Here is a 16,018-nt window from a genome sequence, read left to right as displayed (position 1 = left end):
CGCCGGTGTCCCCGTCGTCGCCATGCTCGCCGTGGCGGGGCTGCTGTTCCTGGTGCTGTGCGTGAAGCAGGTCGGGGACCAGCCGTGGTCGGACTTCCTCGGCTGAGGTGGCCGGCTCAGTTGAACCAGCGCGGGTCGAGGGCGATCTCCCGCAGCTGCGCCATCGTCAGGGCGGGCTCCTCCCGGGTGGCCGCGGTGTGCTGGGCCTCGCTGTTGAAGGCGTCGACGATCACGCGCTCGCCGTTCGGCCCCGGCCGCAGGGTGTCCACCGTCCACCAGACCACGCCCTCGCCGCCCTTCTCCCCGGGACGCTGACGCTCGGCGACCCGCGTGCCGTCGCCCAGCGTCTCGTCGTCGGGCCCGAACAGGTCGTCCGCGACATCGGACATGCCGGTCTGCACCTGCACCGAGACCAGACTGCGGCCGTCGCCGTCGTCGACGATCACGTAGCCGTACTCGACGCTGTCACCGCCTTCCTGGGAGACCACGTGGAGCCCTTCGGGCAGCTTGTCGGTGAGCACCTCCAGGACGGGCGGCCCGGTCACCGGCGGCACCTCCGGACGGGTCTCGCCGCCGTCCGGGACGCCCTTGGGGTTGCCGGGCAGCGACGCGGCGGCGTCCCGCCAGACGTCGGCGGTGGCGATCGTCTCCAGCTGCGCCAGGGTGAGCGGGGGTTCCGGCCGCGTGACGGGCGCGTCCTTCTCCGCCTCGGCGTTCCACTCGGCGACGCTCACGTGGTAGCCCTCGGGCGTGACGAGGTGGGCCTGCCACAGCTTGGTGTCGACGCGGCGGTCGGGATACTCGTACCCCTGGAGCAGCATCAGCGCCGAGCCGTCCGACAGCTTGGTCGAGTCGCAGGAGTCGTACGAGACGGCCGTCTTGTCGGGGCAGGTCGTCATCTGCGCGGTGCCCTCGTCGCGCGGGTCCATCAGGTCGACGGTGACGCCGAGCGCGCCGCCGCCCTGGCCGTCGTCGTAGACGACGGTGGCGTAGGCGGAGCCCTGCGACCCGCCGCCGCTCTGCTCCTGGCTGACGTCCCCGTCGGGGAGCAACTCCTTCAGGGCGGTGAGCATGGCGTCACCGGTGACGGGGTCGACCGCCGGGGCGGTGGGGGACGTGGCGACCTGCTGCCGGCTCGCGGCGGGGGAGGCCTCCTCCGCGCCGCTGCCGCCGCCCGAACCGGGCAGGACGAGCGCGCCGCCCACCCCGACCAGGGCGAGCGAGGCCACGCTGCCGAGCACCGCGGCCCGGCGCCGCAGCCGCAGCCGTCGGCCGCGCGCCTGCCCGGCGGTGACCAGCGCGGCCCCGTCGGTCTCGAAGCCGCCCCCCGCCTCCCGCAGGGCGGCTTCGAGCCGCCCCTCGAACGGGTCGGCCGACGGCTCGCCGGGGCGTCCTCCGGGGATGTCGGGTCCTACAGGCATGACGAACCACCCTTTCGACAAGGTGAGGTGCGGAAGGTGAACGGACGAGGGGGTCGGCTCAGGCGGCGGCGAACTCGTCGAGGTCCTCGCCGAGCAGCTCCCGGAGCCGCCCGAGGGCCCGTACGCACCGGGTCCGCACGGCGGCCGAGCTGACGTGCAGGACGTCGGCGGTCTCCTGGACGCTGCGGTCCTCCCAGTAGCGCAGTACGACCACGGCACGGTCCTTGGCGGGCAGCTGGGCGAGCGCGTCGAGCAGCGTCAGCCGCAGCGCCGTGTCCCCGGCGCCGGGCGCCGCCGACTCCGGGAGTACGGCGGTGGCCCGCTCGGTGCTGGCACGCCGCCGCCGCTGGGCGAGGAACGTGCGGGTGAGGACGGTCTGCGCGTACCCGGCGGGGTTACCGGCCCGGCTCACCCGGTGCCAGCTCACGTACAGCCGCCCCAGGGTCTCCTGCACCAGGTCCTCGGCCAGATGGGTGTCACCGGCGGTCAGCAGACACGCCGACCGGTACAGATGCCCGGCCCGCAGCGCCGCGAACTCCGCGTACTCATCGGCCCGCCCCTGTCTCATACGCCGTTCTCCCCGCCCCACTCACGTCGCTGTCCTGACACTTCACTGATGCGGTGGGACCCGGGAAATGTTTCACACGTCCTCCATCACACCTCAGTCCTCTGCGTCCGGTCGGCGTGGTCAGAAGAGGACGTCGGCCTGCGGCGGTTCCCGCGGTGACGCGGCGGTGTCACCGTCCTCGGCGCGCCCGCTGTCCGCCTCGTCCCGTGAGACGGCGGCCCGGGAGAAGACCGCCACGCCTTCCACTTCGACGTCCGGCTCGTCCGGAGCCGGAGAGTAGAGCGCGACCCCGAGACCGGTGAGGGTGCAGCCCGAGTCATCCACGACGTACGGCACCCGTCGCTCGTCCAGGCCCGCCAGGACGTCGGCGAGAGGGCGGCCAGTCAGGCGCACGCCGAACAGCGCCGGGTCCGCCCGGTCAGTGCATTCGATCACGTCCAGCCGGTCGGCCCCATCGAAGCCGAGCATCATTCCGGCCTCCATGTAGTGATCGATCGGCGGGGTGTCAGGGGTTCTCCGGAAGGAGCGGTATTCGCCCAGCCGGTCCCTGAGCGCTTTCCTGGAATCGCCGAACCGTATTTCTGCGACTCCGACCCACGGCGCGATGTCGCCCACCATCAATTCCTCTCCCCTCCTGGTTCTGATATTGAAGCACGCCCTATGGGACGGCCGGCGCACCGCGAGTTGGGGCTCACGGTGCGCCGACCCGGGCCAGTTCAGCCCTCCGCGCGTGCTAACACCTTCCGGTGCGCAGCGTCACCAGAGAGTCAACTGGACGTGCACTCCCGTGGGCACAGTGCGCAGTGCCTGGAAGTCCGCGTTGTTGGGCAGGTCTCCGATCATTTCTCCGATGGCGTTGTTGTACTTGCCGGGGAATCTGGTCACGATGTCGTCGATGTCCATCTGCATGGCTTGATCGATGCGGCCGCTGTTGACCAGTGCCCGCTGCCTCTTCTGCCAGTCAACGGCCGCGCCCCTGCCCCAGCTCGAGGTCTGCACGTGGTCGAACTCGTCCATCTGGATGGACGGGCCGTTGCCATGCGCCAGGGGCGTGCTCTGGTTCGAGGGCATGTGGTTGATCTCGGTGCCCGGGACGTTGGTCTTCTTCACCTTCCCGGTCGCGGGGTCGACATCCTTCAGGTCCTTGTACCGTGAGCCGCCCCGGTACGTGTGTCCCGCCTTCGCCTTGCCGCACTTCTTCTTCGGCGTGGCGTTGTGGACGAGCAGCGGCGTGCCGTCGGCCTGGACGTAGTAGCTGTGGACCCCCTCCACCGTGAGGTTGTACACGCGCACGTCCCGGCTGCTGTCCTCGACCGTGATGACCTGGACCCAGTCACCGTCCGGCGTGAGGAGCCAGGTGCCCGGCTCGATGTCCCCCGCCTCGACCCACCGGCCGTAGTCCGGCAGCCAGTAGAGGTGGGCGGACGTCGAGGTGATGTCGTCCCGTCCGGCCTCCCCGTCCTTGCCGCCCGTGGCGACGGTGAGGGAGACCAGGTCCTTGTCGCCCTTGTTGTTGCGGGTGTCCGTGACGGGACGGACCTGCGCCTCCCCGGTCTCGGGGTCGGTTGCGAGGACCATGTCTCCGACCTTCAGGTCCTCGATGGGCTTGGCCGAACCATCACCCATCACCACCCTGGTCCCGGCGACGAAGCTCTGCGGCTTGTCACCCTGTGGCTGTACCGGGCAAGCCGCGGCCTGACCGGCGTCGGACTTGGATGAACCGGACTTCTTGCTCCCCGAGTTGCTGCTCTTGGCCTTCGGCTTCGCCTTGGACGCCTTGCTGCCGCTCTTCACCGCGTCCGCGGCCTTGGCGCCCTTCTTGGCGTACTTGGCCGCCGTGGCCGCCGCGCCGAGGCCCGGCACCGCCGCCGCCATCGACAGGGCCGCGTCCGCGTAGTTGCCCTCCGCCGCGTACCAGATGCCGTTGGCGACGTCGGCGGCCTCGCCGATGACCGGGACCATGCCCGCGACGTCGAGGGCGGCGTGGCCGATGTCCGACAGGGAGATGTCCATGCCGAACAGGTGGCCGTCCAGCTCCACGAAGGAGATGGGGTTGCCGCCCGCGAAGGCGTACCGGTTGCCCGTGTAGGGGTCGGTGGCCAGGGACATGTCGGCCAGCGCGCCGCCGTACATGTCGCGGGTGAGGAAGCGGTTCAGGCCCGGGTCGTAGTTCCGGAAGCCCATGTCGTAGGTGCCGGAACCGTCGTCGTAGCGGTGCGCGTTGTAGCGGTACTCGTTGTACGCCTCCTTGTCGGGGTTCGAGTCGTCCGGCTTGTCGGCGCCCGTGAAGCGGCCCTCGTCGTCCGAGCCGTAGGCCGTGTAGCCGTAGGTGGCGCGGGTCGTGCCGTCGGGCTTGGTGACGGCCTCGACGTCGCCCTTGGGGTGGTAGAGGTAGTGCGAGTACTCCTTCGTGCCGTCGGCGTCGTGCTTGATCTGGGTGAGCTTCTGGCCCCACGGCGCGTACTGGTAGGACTTGGTCGCCTTGCCCGCGACCTCCTCCCGCAGCACCTTGTTCTCCATGCCCAGGTAGGTGAAGACCGTGGTCTTCCCGTTCGTCCCGGACGTGGTCTCCCGCGCGGTGCGGTCGAAGGCGTCGTACGCGTACGTCGTCGACTTCGCGGACGTGCCCGTGCCCGCCGTGTGCCTGGCGACGCGGTCGAAGCCGTCGTACGTGTACTTCTCCTGCGTCGATCCGTTGGACGAGACCGTGTCCAGGCGCCCCAGCGGGTCGTAGTTGTACGTCGACGAGACACCCGACGCCGTCGTCTTGAGCAGGCGGTTGCGGTCGTACGTCGACGTCGTCGTGACGCCCTTGACCGTCTGCTCGACGATGTTGGAGTTGCCGTCGTAGCGGTACGTCTCGGTGCCCGCCGCGTCGCCGGTCTTGGTGACCTTGGCGATGCGGTCCTGCGGGTCGTAGTCGAAGGCCGACACCGTGTCGAGCGTGTCCGCCGAGTTGTCGGCGTTCATCACCTTCGCGGTGTCCTTGGTGCGGTTGCCGTTCGGGTCGTACTCCAGGTCGTGGCTGGCGACGACCGTCCCGGCCCCGGTCTTCTCGATCTGCCGCTTGACGGCGCCGTTGAGGTAGTAGGCGTAGTCGACGGTGTTGCCGTTCGGCTTGACCTGCTTCAGCGGCTGGCCGCGGTCGGTGTAGGTGAAGGTGGTGATCTGCTGGTTGCCCGCAGTCGGGGTGTCCGCGTTGGTGATCCGGTCGATCATGTCGCGGACGTCGTACTCGAACGCCGACCAGGTCACGTCGTGCGTGGTCGAGTCGATGTTGCCGTTGTGGTCGTACGTCAGCGACGTGGTGTTCTTCACCGTCGTGCCGAGCTTCTCCTCGACCTTCGTGAGCTGGTTCAGCTCGTCGTAGGCCATGGTGTAGGCGTCCGCCCTGGCACCCGGGGAGAGGTCCTTGACCTCGGTGAGCAGACCGCTCGCGTCGTAGGCGTAGGTGAAGTCCTTCTTCTCGTTGTCGGTCTCACCGGTGGTGGAGCGGACCAGCTTGATGCCGTCCGCGATCACCGTGCCGTTGGCGTCGTCGGACAGCGTGATCTTCTGCGTGCCCGACTCGGTGAACGTGTAAGAGCCCAGCGAGACCCACTCGCCCGCGTTCGCGGACTGGTCGACGGCCCTGGTCGCCGACCCGGTGGAGTGGGTGACGGTGAACGGGGCGTCGGTGGCCGCGCCCGTCACCTCACCGTGCCGGGTGAAGACCTCGTAGGTGCCGTCCTGCGGGATCACCAGCTGCCAGGTGAAGGTGTCGGCTCCGGTGCCCGCGCCGTTGGTGCGGACGTTGTAGCCCCACTGCTCCGTCGCCTGGGAGGTGTTCCAGGCGCCCTGCTCGGCGGTGTTGTGGACGTCGGACGAGTCGACGACCACGACCTGCCTGCCGACCGGGATGCCGTCGTCGGAGCGCGCCTTCTGGTTGCCCGACGGGTAGAAGTCCCAGGTCATGGTCCGCTGCGAGGAACCGCCGGCGGAGGTCAGCGTGTTCTTCGTCTGCTGGCCCAGCAGGTTGTAGTCGTAGGTGGTGGTGATGTCGAAGGGGTCCCTGGCCTGCCGGACCCAGCCGTTGTCGTAGTACTCGTACGACGTGACGTTGCGGACCGACTGGCCGTCCGACGGCGGTGCCGAGACCTCCTTCAGCTGCCCGACCGCGTCGTACGAGTAGAGGGTGCGGTCGGGGGTGGCGTACCGGGAGTCGTCCTTGTCGAAGGCGGTGAGCTGCTCCTTGACCCGGTTCAGCTCGTCGTAGACGGTCTCCGTGGTGTAGTCGGTGGTGTCGTCCGTGGTGGCGACCCCGCGCGGGCTGATCACCCTGGTCCGGTTGCCGACCTCGTCGTACTCGAACCGGGTCGTCCGGTACGTGATCGTCCCCGAGGCGTCCTTGGCGTACGGGACGGTCACCTGCGTGGTCAGGCCACGCCGGTCGAAGGCGGTCTCCGTGGTGTTGCCCTCGGCGTCCGTCGCCCGGTCCGTGCGGCCGTCGAGGTCGTAGTGGACGGTGGTGAACTCGCCCTTGGCGTCCGTGGTCTTCACGACCCGGTGGTCCAGGTCGTACGTGTACTTCGTGGTGAAGTCCGACGTGTCCGCGGTCGCGTTCTTCTTCGGGTCGACGACGGTGACCAGGTTGCCGACGTCGTCGTACTCGCTGGTGACCTGGTCGCCGCGGGCGTTGACCACCGAGACCGGCTGGTAGATCTCGTCGTACGAGTAGGTGGTGGTGTAGTCGCCGACCGTCGCCGTCAGGTTGCCCTTGGGCTCGGTCACCGTCCTGACGTTGCCGACCTTGTCGTACGTGGTGGTGGTGCGGCGCTCGGGGTCGCCCGTCTGGTCCACGGGGGCCAGCGAGTCGGTGATCCGGTCGGCCGCGTCGTACACCGAGGAGGTCACGGCGCCGTTCGGCGCGTAGGCCCGCACGATGTTGTTGTTGGCGTCGTACCGCGGCGCCGGGGTGGTGATGAGGGCGCCCGCCGCCTGGTCCTTCGGCGACGTCTGCGCCAGCGGGCGGCCGAAGTAGTCGTACGCCTGGGTGACCTTGGCGCCCTGGGCGTTGACGGACTCCGTGGTGTTGCCGCGCTCGTCGTAGGCGAACCAGGTGGAGTGGTCCAGCGCGTCCGTGATCCGCTTCGGGTAGCCGGACGGCGTGTACTCGGCGTAGTGGGTGGTGTGCCCGTTGGCATCGGTGTCCGTCAGCGGCTGGCCGTACACGTCGTAGGCCGTCGTCGAGGTGAAGTCCCCGGCGGTCGCGGTGGCCACGCCCTCGGGGTCGGTGACCGACGTGGGGTTGCCGAAGGTGTCGTACCCGAACTCCCAGGTGTTGCCCAGCGGCGTTGTCCTGCGCCACAGGTTGGCCGCATAGCCGTCGGCGCGCGTCTGGTAGACCATCGCCGTGGCGCCACCGGGGTACTTCGCCGGGTCGCAGTAGTCGGTCGGGTTGAACGTCCCCCAGGTGCTGGTGGTCTCGGGGTCCCACTGGCGCAGCGGGTAGCCGGTCTTCTGGTCGTAGCAGAAGGCGGCCTTGGCGCCGTTGTTCTCCTCCAGGTAGGTGACGTTGTTGTCCGCGTCCCACGCCAGCTTCGTGGTCTGCGACTTGGCGTTGACCAGCTCGACCGGGCGGGCGAAGTCGTCGGTGACGTACGTCGTGGCGTGCGCCTCGGCGTCCGTGACCGTGGTCTTCGTGAACTTGGTGTTCACGGTGTCCGCGGCGTAGCCGAAGCCGGTGTCGTGGCCGAGCCGGTCGTTGATCGTCTTCGTCCACCAGTGGTACTTCGGGTCGTCACCGGTCTGCGGGTAGTAGTACGTCAGCCGGGTGGCGTTGCCGCGCGGGTCGGTGGCCTCGACCAGCTTGACGTTCTTGTTGCCCTGGGTGGCGTCGTAGGTGAACGTGAAGACCTTCGGCTGGGACGCGTCCTCACCGTCGATCAGCTGGCCGAGCAGGCCCTTGTCGGTGTAGTAGAAGGTGATCCTGCGACCGGAGACGTCCGTGACGGACTTGATGTGGTCGTAGATCCTGGAGTTGGTCAGGTGGGAGCCGGTGACCTTGGCGCCGGTGTCGTCGATGTAGTCGTAGGACGCGTCGCCCTTGCGGTAGTAGGCGAAGGTGAGCGACTGACGGCCGGTGGGGTCGGTGATGTAGGTGAGGAACTTGGTCGGCTTGTTGTTGGACCTGCGCTCCTCGTAGGTGTACGTCTGCGTGTTGCCGTCGTTGTCGACGACGGACGTCAGATAGCCGTCGCAGCCGAAGAGGAAGCGGGTGCCGTCCGGGCGCAGCAGCGTCCAGGCGTCCGGGACCGGGTCCTTGTCCGGGGTGCAGTCCAAACCCGGCTGGGCGGTGAGCCGGTAGTGGACGCCCGCGGGCGCCTTCCAGGTGCCGTCCGTCTGCTTGCGGAAGACGTGGGTGGTGCCGTCGCCGTCCGGCAGGCGCACCTCGGTCGGGTTCGGGTTGGGATGGAAGTCCAGCGGCGCGCCGAGGCGCAGCGGACCGGTGGCCTGCCCGGACCAGCCGCCACCGAGGACGGTGTCGCTGGTGTCGAGCGAGTTGTAGGCGACGCGGAAGAAGGTGTTGACCCCGCGGCCCGGGTTGTTGATGGCGTTGTACGACCAGACACTGTTACCGGCCGCCACGTTGTTCATCACCGTCGAGCCCGCGCCGGTGTTCTTGCCGGTGTAGGCGTAGAACTTCTCCAGCCCGAGGGTGTTGGAGGTGGGGTCCTCGACCGCGACGTTCTGCTGGAGGCCGGGGATGCCGCCGGTGCCCTCCGAGAGCCAGGTGCCGGTGGTGGTGTCGAGCAGGTCCCAGGTCAGGACGTACTCGGTGCGCTTGTTGCCCGAGTCGCTGTTGATCGGGGTCTTCACCAGGGCCTGGACGGTGACGGTGTCACCGGGGACGACGTCCCTGGGCAGGGCGGTCCTGACCTGGATGCCGCCGGTGGTGGCGTCGGTGCCGTCGGGCAGGGACCAGGTGTAGGACAGCGCCTGGTCGGCGGCGCGCCAGACGGTGTCGGTGGTGTTGGTGAGGGTGAACTCGACCGAGTAGTCCGAGTTCGGGGTCATCCGTGCCGGGGTCTTCGGCGCGTGGTAGGTGGAGGCGGTGGTCGAGTCGATGTAGGTGACGACCGTCCGCGGACGCAGCTGCTGCTCGGCGGCCTCCGAGGACAGGAACACCGTCCGTTCCTGCTGGACGGACTCGTCCCGCATCTTCAGCAGCACGCCCTGGCCGCCGCCGGGGTTGCGCACCCAGTCCTGTACGAGGCTGGTGGCGCTCCAGTCCTGCCGGGAGGGGTCGTTGCTGCGGGAGGGGGCGGTGTCGGAGACCGCGGTGCCGAAGTCGCCGCCCGCCGTGGTCCAGCCGGTGGTGGCGTCGGCCTTGGTCCAGGTGGCCGTGGCCTCGTCGAAGTCACGGGTCAGCGGGCGCATCTCGTAGACCGCGCCGGAGGCCCCGGTGGTGGTCTGCGTGCCCCACAGGCGGACGGTGGCGTTCAGGACGCGGGCCGAGGACGGGATGTCCAGGGCCGGGAACTTCAGCGCCGCGCGGGTGGTGCCGTAGGTGGTGGAGTTGTTGCCGACCGTCATCCAGGGCTGCGCGATGCCGTCTTCGAGGCTGTCGTGCGGGGTGGACGGTTCGGCCGAGGACAGGGTGGTGTCCTGGGCGGCCCAGACGACCTTGGTGGTGCGGCCCGCCTTCGGCAGCCGGACCAGTTGGGTGGGCGCCGGGGTGACGCGGCCGTCCCTGGTCTTGACCGCGACCATGTAGTAGTACGCCCGCCCGAACGGGTCGGCGCTGTCGGCCGCGGTCGGGGTGGCCGAGGTGTCCGTGTAGGACGTGGTCCCGGACGAGACCGGCGCGACCAGGGTGGCCGCGGACGGGGTGAACGTCTGGAACACCGAGCGGTGCACCTGGTACTCGACGAGGTCGTCGTCGGTGGTGGTCGTGGAGGGGTCGGTGTAGGCCGACCAGCTCAGCTCCGCGCCGGTGTCGTGGATCGTCGCCGGTGGTTCCAGCTCGACGCCCGGACGGCCGTAGGTGAGGACCAGGCGCGGGTAGTTGGCGGTCTCCCCGTTGTAGGCGTACTCGCTGCCCTCGTAGCGCGGACCGCCCTTCGGCCCGCTGGCGGACTCGTCGCCCGCCTTGACGACGAAGCCGTGGTTGTCGTACGTGCCGTCGATCCACTGCTGGACCGTCTTCGTCACCGGGAACGAGTGCCAGGCGTTCACCTGCGAGGGCCGCTTGGTGACCACACCGCCCTTGGTGAACCGGACGGCGTCCGCGATGACGGCCGTGCTGGTGGAGGCGGGGCCGTCGCCGAGGACGACCTTGCCCGCGGTGCCCGCCTGGAAGGGGTGGGTGCCCAGCGTCTTCCACACGCCCTGGCTGCCCGCCGACTGGTCGACGCTGTACGTCTGGGAGCCGCCGTCGTAGGTGACCGTGTAGGGCGCGTTCGTGGCGCGGTCGGAGGCGGGCACGTAGTGCGCCTCGACCTGGTAGTCGCCGTCCTCGGGAAGGCTGGGCTGCCAGGTGTAGGCGTCGGCGGCCACCGAGTCCTTGTTGTAGCGGTAGTCCTGCCCGACCGCGTACTGCGTGTACGCCGTGTTCCCGGACGCGGGCCAGGAGCCGGTCGCCGCGGTGGTCCCGGTGTCCCCGTCGTCCACGACGACCGAGGTGCCGGACAGTTCACCGGTCAGGCCGCTGGCGTTGTCCCAGGTGGCGCCGGACTCGGTCCAGGCGCCGGTGGCGCGGTGCGCCTCCAGCTGTACCTCGGTGGAGCCGGTGGTGTGGGTCTGGTCGTAGTACAGCCGCAGATCGGCCGAGTCCAGCCGGGTCCCGGCCGGGATGCTGCCGACGGGGAACCGGAGCAGGGCCCGGGAGCTGCCGGTGGAGGTGTTGCCGACGGACAGGCGCCAGTTGTCGTCGTAGTTCGACGCCGGGCCGTCCGACGAGATCATCACGTCCTGCGCCGTGCTGGGCGTGGGGGCGATCTGGATCGTCGGGTCGATCACGACCGGATACTGACGGTCCTTCGCGGCCAGCCACGCGGCGTCCGGTACGACGGTGAGCTTCCAGCCGTCGCCGTCCCGGGTCAGCCTCTGCCGTACGGCGGTGCTGTAGGCGGTGCCGTACGGCGACTCGCGGTCCTTCTTGGCGTCGGTCATGAACGCGGCGGGCATCACCAGCACCGGGTCGGTCGACTCGCCGTAGAAGGCGATCGAGCCGTCCTTGGCCGCCTTCGGCGTCAGACCGTCCGTGTCCAGGGTGAACGTGAAGGTGAGGGGGCCGTCGGGGGCCCGGTCCAGGACGATGTTCTCCTTCACCCGTCCCGGACCGACCTGGTACGACAGGTCGGCGCCGGACACCGCGTCCTGGTAGGTGACGACGTCGCCCTCGGCGACCGGACGCAGTTCCCCGGCCCGCGGAAGGCCGACGGTGACGGCGTGCCCGTCCGCCGACTCCACCCGCAGCAGCCGCTCCGCGTCCGCACCGAACCAGCTGCGCGTCGCGTTGCTGGTGTTGGCGAACGCGTAACCCTTGCGGTCGGATGCGCCGACCGTGGGGTCGATGTCCTTCCAGGACTTTCCCGACCGGTAGGCGGTCGGCGTGGCCGAGACCTCCGCCTGCACGCGCCCGTCGGACAGCTGCCAGAACCGGGCGTCGGCGGTACGCCGCCCGGTCAGCTCCTTTATGCGCTTCGCCTGTGGCGCGTTCTTGCCCTTGGGCAGTTTCTGCCGGTCGGCTATGTCCGCCTCGTCGTGCGAGGGCGGCTCGGGAGTTTCGGAGTCGTCGTCGGTGAACCAGCCTTTGACGGCGTCGACGATTCCGCCGCCACTGTCTGTGTCGTCGTTCGAGGGCGGTGCGGCATAGGCGAGCTGGGGCAGTGCGGTGCTGATCACCGCGGCTGCCGCCAAGCAGGCCGTTACCCTTCCCAGTCTGGGTCTCACGCCAAACCTTCCTGATAGAACCTGGCTGAAATGCCATATCGAAGCGATCTTTCGGAAATACCGAAAAACCTCGGGGAAATGGCGCCGGGGTTTCTAGTTGGTCGGCTGACGCGAAGTCAAACGATAAGACACCTCATGACACTTGCCGACAAACGGGCATCGCGACGCCCGAATTGTCGGCACGCTGGCGGATCGATATCGCCGTCATGTATAAAGCCCCCCGGTCGGCGTCCGGGGGGCTGGGTGAATTGCTGTGGATTACTGCGGGACCGGTTACGGCAGCCCGTGCACCTTCGGTCCGACGGCGTTGGACCAGGCGTTGCCGGCCGTCGCGTCCCAGTTCGTCGACCAGGTCATCGCGCCGCGCAGGTCCGGGTAGGTCCGGGACGGCTTGAAGGAGCCGCAGTTGGTGCCCCGGGCCAGACAGTCCAGGGCGTTGTTCACCACGGTCGGCGAGACGTAGCCGCTGCCCGCGCCCCGCGTCGAGGCGGGGACGCCGATGCCGACCTGGGACGGGGCGAGCCCGCCCTCCAACTGGATGCAGGCCAGCGCGGTGAGGAAGTCCACCGAGCCCTGCGAGTACACCTTGCCGTCGCAGCCCAGCATGGACCCGCTGTTGTAGTACTGCATGTTGACGACGGTGAGGATGTCCTTCACGTTCAGCGCCGTCTGGAAGTAGGAGCCGGACGTGGACTGCATGTCGATGGTCTGCGGGGCCATCGTCAGGACCAGCGAGGGGCCCGCCTTCTGCGACAGCGACCGCAGCGCCTGGGACATGTACGTCGGGTTGAGGCCGTTCTCCAGGTCGATGTCGACGCCGTCGAAGCCGTACTCCTGCATCAGGGCGTAGACCGAGTCGGCGAAGTTGGCCGCCGAGGTGGAGTCGGCGACGCGGACGGTGCCCAGTTCGCCGCCGACCGAGATGACGACCTTCTTCCCGGCGGCCTGCTTGGCCCGGACGTCGGCCTTGAACTGGTCCACGGTGTAGCCGCCGAGGCCCGCCGAGTCCAGGTTGAAGGTCACGGCGCCCGGCGTCGCGGTGGCGTCCGCGAAGGCGACGGCGATGATGTCGTACTGCGCCTGCACGTCGGCGAGGCGCTGCACGGTCGCCCCGTTGTCGAAGTTCTGCCAGTAGCCGGTCAGCGCGTGCTTGGGCACGCCGGTGCCGCCGCCCGGGTCGGTGGTCGTCGTGCCCGTCACGGCTGTCGACTTCGGCGACTCACCGGCCGCGTTGGTCGCCGTGACCTGGAAGGTGTACGAGGTGGCCGCCGCGAGGCCGGTCACCGTCGCCGAGGTCCCGGTCACCGCCGTCACCTTGGTGCCGTTGCGGTAGACGTTGTAGCCGGTGGCGCCGGAGACGGTGTTCCAGTGCAGGGAGACCGAGGAGGCCGTCGTGGAGGAGACGCCGAGGCCGGCCGGGGTGGCGGGGACCACCGGGTCGGGGTCGGTGCCCCCGCCGCCGTCGGGTCCGAAGACCGAGACGTCGTCGACGAGGTAGGGCTGCTGGCCGTACCAGCCGTGCGTGTAGACCGTCACGGAGGTGGTGCTGGCGCCGGTGGTGAACGTCGTCGTCAGATGCTTCCAGGACCCGGAGTCCGGGGTCCAGGTGGAGACGTCGGTGGTGCCGGTGCCGGTGGCGCCGAGGTAGGCGTACCCGCCCCGTACCCACGCGCTCAGCGAGTACGTCGAGTCGGGGCGGACGGCGACGGTCTGGGAGCAGCGGGCGTTGTCCTGCCCGGCCGGGGCCGCCTTCAGCGCGGCCGAGCCGCCGTGCACCGGGGAGGAGACGGTCGTACCGCTGTCGGCGGAACAGGTCCAGTGGGCGAGGCCCGACTCGAAGCCCGCGTTCCGGGCGTTGTTGACGTCCGCGGCGGACGCCTGGTGGGCGCCGGTGAGGGAGAGGGCGAGCGCGGCGGTGACGGCTCCGGACCAGAGTCGTATCCGGCCGCTCCTGGGGCGTCTGGGTCTGCGTGCGCGGTCCACTGGGGCCTCCGGTGGGGGAGTGGGGGTCGTTGCGGACGACGGTGGCCACCGTGCGCCTACAAGTTGGTCTAGGCCAATTGAGTTGTCAAGGGGTCCAGGCCGACTCGGGCAGGAGGGGTCCCGGGCGCACCAGCCCTTTTTCGGACGGCCGCGGAGGTGGCCGGGGGTGGTCGGAGGGGTAGTGGACGAGGTGGTCGGAGAAGGGTCCGGGGTCAACCCCCGTGACCCGCTCGTACGCCTTGAGGAGAGGGTGGGATGGTCGCCGTGCCCCGGTATGACGTGTCTTGTGCCACGCCAGTTGTCCCACAGCTACAGAAACGCTGTTCTCCGGTCATACGCGCGTGGATACAGTGCTGAGGTAGTCACGCAGTGAAGTCGTCCAAGGCCGCCCGAGTGATCACGGCGAGGCCGCCGGGCATGGGGAATCGGGGAGCTGCGCGTGCCAACTGCCATTGCCGTGACCAGCGCCGACATGGCGCTGCCGCCACAGGACGAGCGGACCATGCCCGCCGTCGTCCTCAAGGACGTCGACAAGCGCCCGCTGGACCAGGTGCTGGCCGAAATGGTGTCCCTCGTCGAGCTGCACGGCCATGTGGTCGTCGTCTGCTCCCAGGCCGTCCCCGCCGCCGTCGAGCGGCGGCTGCACACCGTACGGTCCCTCCTGGAGAGCGACCGGATCGCCCTCTTCCGCCCGGAGCTGCCGCCCCTCGGCGTCGCCGTCCTCGCCCGCCAGCTGCGGCAGCTCGCCTCCTGCGACCTGTCCCCCGGGGTCCTCGCCTCCGCCGGACGGCTGCTCACCCACTACCTGCACGCCGGCGCCCTCCTCGGCTCCGTCGCCCGGCTCGACCGGATCCCGGTGAGCCTGAAGTCGCACGCCAGGTCCTGGATGCCGGGCAGCCAGTTCGGGGTCCTCGCCCACCCCGAACCCCAGCTGGTGCGCGTGGGGCCCGAAGCCCGGCTCTCCGGGCCCGAGTTCGGCACCTGGATGCTGGTCGCCCGGAGCCAGCTCCCGTCCGACTGGGTCACCGGCACCCTCGCCCCCGCCTGGCGGGTCCAGGGGGTGCGCGAGGTGCCGCCGCCCGCCGAGTCCGCCGTGTGGTGGGGGACCGGCCGGCTCGTCGAGTTCTGCACCTTCCTGCCCGACCTGTCGGTCCTCTACCAGCTCGTCACCTCGGTGCGACAGGGCAGCTGCCACTGGTGCGGCATCGACGTCATCGGCGACCGCTGCGTCTTCTGCTCCGCCACCGCGCCGGTCACCACGCACCCGCCGCGCCAGATCGCGGCCGGATGAGCCCCCCGCCCGAAGTCGCCCGGCGGGCGGTCGCACCGCCCGCTCCCGCTCGCCCTCTGCCCGCTCGCCCTCTGCCCGCTCGACCGATATCCCCGATGAGGTTGTACGGTTCATGAACTCCCGTCAGCGCCGCGGCGTGATCCTCCTGCTGCTCTCCGTCCTGTGCGCCCTCGCCGCCTTCGCGGGCGTCCTCTCCGTCATCAACGACGTGGAGTCCAAGGTCGGCCCCGAAGTCACCGCCTACCGCGTCCGGAGCGAGGTCGCGCCCTACACGCCGCTCGGCACGGGCCAGTTCGAGAAGATCGAGATGCCCGAGCGCTGGCTGTCCGAGAACGCGGTCACCGACCTGCGGCAGATCGAGGGCAAGATCGCGGTCACCACCCTGCACGAGGGCTCCCTGCTCCAGGACGACATGATCGTGGACCAGCCCGCCCTCAAGGCCGGTGAGCAGGAGGTCGCCATCATGATCGACGCGGCGACCGGGGTGGCGGGCAAGATCACACCGGGCTCCACGGTCAACGTCTACGCCACCTTCGACGGGGAGCGCGAGGGCGACCCGGACCAGTCGAAGATCATCGTCACCGACGCCCGGGTCCTCGACGTCGGCAGGCTCACCTCCCTGGAACGCGACGAGGACAGCCGGGGCCGCCCCACCGACGCCGTCCCGATCACCTTCGCGCTGTCCACCATCGACGCCCAGCGCATCACGTACGCCGAGTCGTTCGCCCAGCGCGTCCGGCTCGCCCTGGTCGCGCCCGGCACCGACACCACCGTCCCGGAGACCGACCGGACGTACGAACTCGCGAAGGACAAGTGAGA

At 69.7% G+C, this 16,018-nt stretch carries 7 protein-coding genes; 2 read left to right on the top strand and 5 right to left on the bottom strand.

Annotated elements, in window-relative coordinates; translation table 11 throughout:
- Positions 1–116 precede the first annotated feature (116 nt).
- From ABZ659_RS13620 to ABZ659_RS13600, 5 genes are all read right to left on the bottom strand, one after another.
- Positions 117–1,421: a hypothetical protein gene (locus tag ABZ659_RS13620; protein ID WP_360217827.1), complete on the bottom strand. Its 1,305-nt coding sequence runs from the start codon at positions 1,419–1,421 to the stop codon at positions 117–119.
- A gap of 58 nt (positions 1,422–1,479) precedes the next feature.
- Positions 1,480–1,989 carry a SigE family RNA polymerase sigma factor gene (locus ABZ659_RS13615; protein WP_360217824.1) on the bottom strand — a complete coding sequence of 170 codons (510 nt, stop codon included), beginning with the start codon at positions 1,987–1,989 and terminating at the stop codon, positions 1,480–1,482.
- A 120-nt stretch (positions 1,990–2,109) separates the two neighbouring features.
- Positions 2,110–2,607 carry a hypothetical protein gene (locus ABZ659_RS13610; protein WP_360217821.1) on the bottom strand — a complete coding sequence of 166 codons (498 nt, stop codon included), beginning with the start codon at positions 2,605–2,607 and terminating at the stop codon, positions 2,110–2,112.
- Positions 2,608–2,745: 138 nt separating this feature from the next.
- Positions 2,746–11,892 carry a DNRLRE domain-containing protein gene (locus ABZ659_RS13605; protein WP_360217818.1) on the bottom strand — a complete coding sequence of 3,049 codons (9,147 nt, stop codon included), beginning with the start codon at positions 11,890–11,892 and terminating at the stop codon, positions 2,746–2,748.
- Positions 11,893–12,198: 306 nt separating this feature from the next.
- Positions 12,199–13,908 (bottom strand): glycoside hydrolase family 18 protein, encoded by a 1,710-nt coding sequence (locus tag ABZ659_RS13600; RefSeq protein ID WP_360217815.1) that lies wholly within the window; start codon positions 13,906–13,908, stop codon positions 12,199–12,201.
- A gap of 472 nt (positions 13,909–14,380) precedes the next feature.
- Between ABZ659_RS13600 and ABZ659_RS13595 the strand changes: the two genes are divergently transcribed.
- Positions 14,381–15,199: a hypothetical protein gene (locus ABZ659_RS13595; protein ID WP_360218001.1), complete on the top strand. Its 819-nt coding sequence runs from the start codon at positions 14,381–14,383 to the stop codon at positions 15,197–15,199.
- A gap of 112 nt (positions 15,200–15,311) precedes the next feature.
- Complete coding sequence (cpaB, locus tag ABZ659_RS13590; protein WP_360217812.1) at positions 15,312–16,016, top strand: Flp pilus assembly protein CpaB; 705 nt, start codon at positions 15,312–15,314, stop codon at positions 16,014–16,016.
- Positions 16,017–16,018: the final 2 nt, after the last annotated feature.

It is taken from the genome of Streptomyces sp. NPDC006997, from assembly GCF_040635175.1.
GTDB lineage: Bacteria > Actinomycetota > Actinomycetes > Streptomycetales > Streptomycetaceae > Streptomyces.
Note: the sequence above shows the minus strand (reverse complement) of the source record. Positions and strands in the feature narration are given on the sequence as shown.

Coding starts and splice junctions, on each gene's coding strand:
- ABZ659_RS13620 (WP_360217827.1), bottom strand. CDS start 1,421: ATGCCTGTAGGACCCGACATCCCCGGAGGACGCCCCGGCGAGCCGTCG.
- ABZ659_RS13615 (WP_360217824.1), bottom strand. CDS start 1,989: ATGAGACAGGGGCGGGCCGATGAGTACGCGGAGTTCGCGGCGCTGCGG.
- ABZ659_RS13595 (WP_360218001.1), top strand. CDS start 14,381: ATGGCGCTGCCGCCACAGGACGAGCGGACCATGCCCGCCGTCGTCCTC.
- ABZ659_RS13610 (WP_360217821.1), bottom strand. CDS start 2,607: ATGGTGGGCGACATCGCGCCGTGGGTCGGAGTCGCAGAAATACGGTTC.
- cpaB (WP_360217812.1), top strand. CDS start 15,312: ATGAACTCCCGTCAGCGCCGCGGCGTGATCCTCCTGCTGCTCTCCGTC.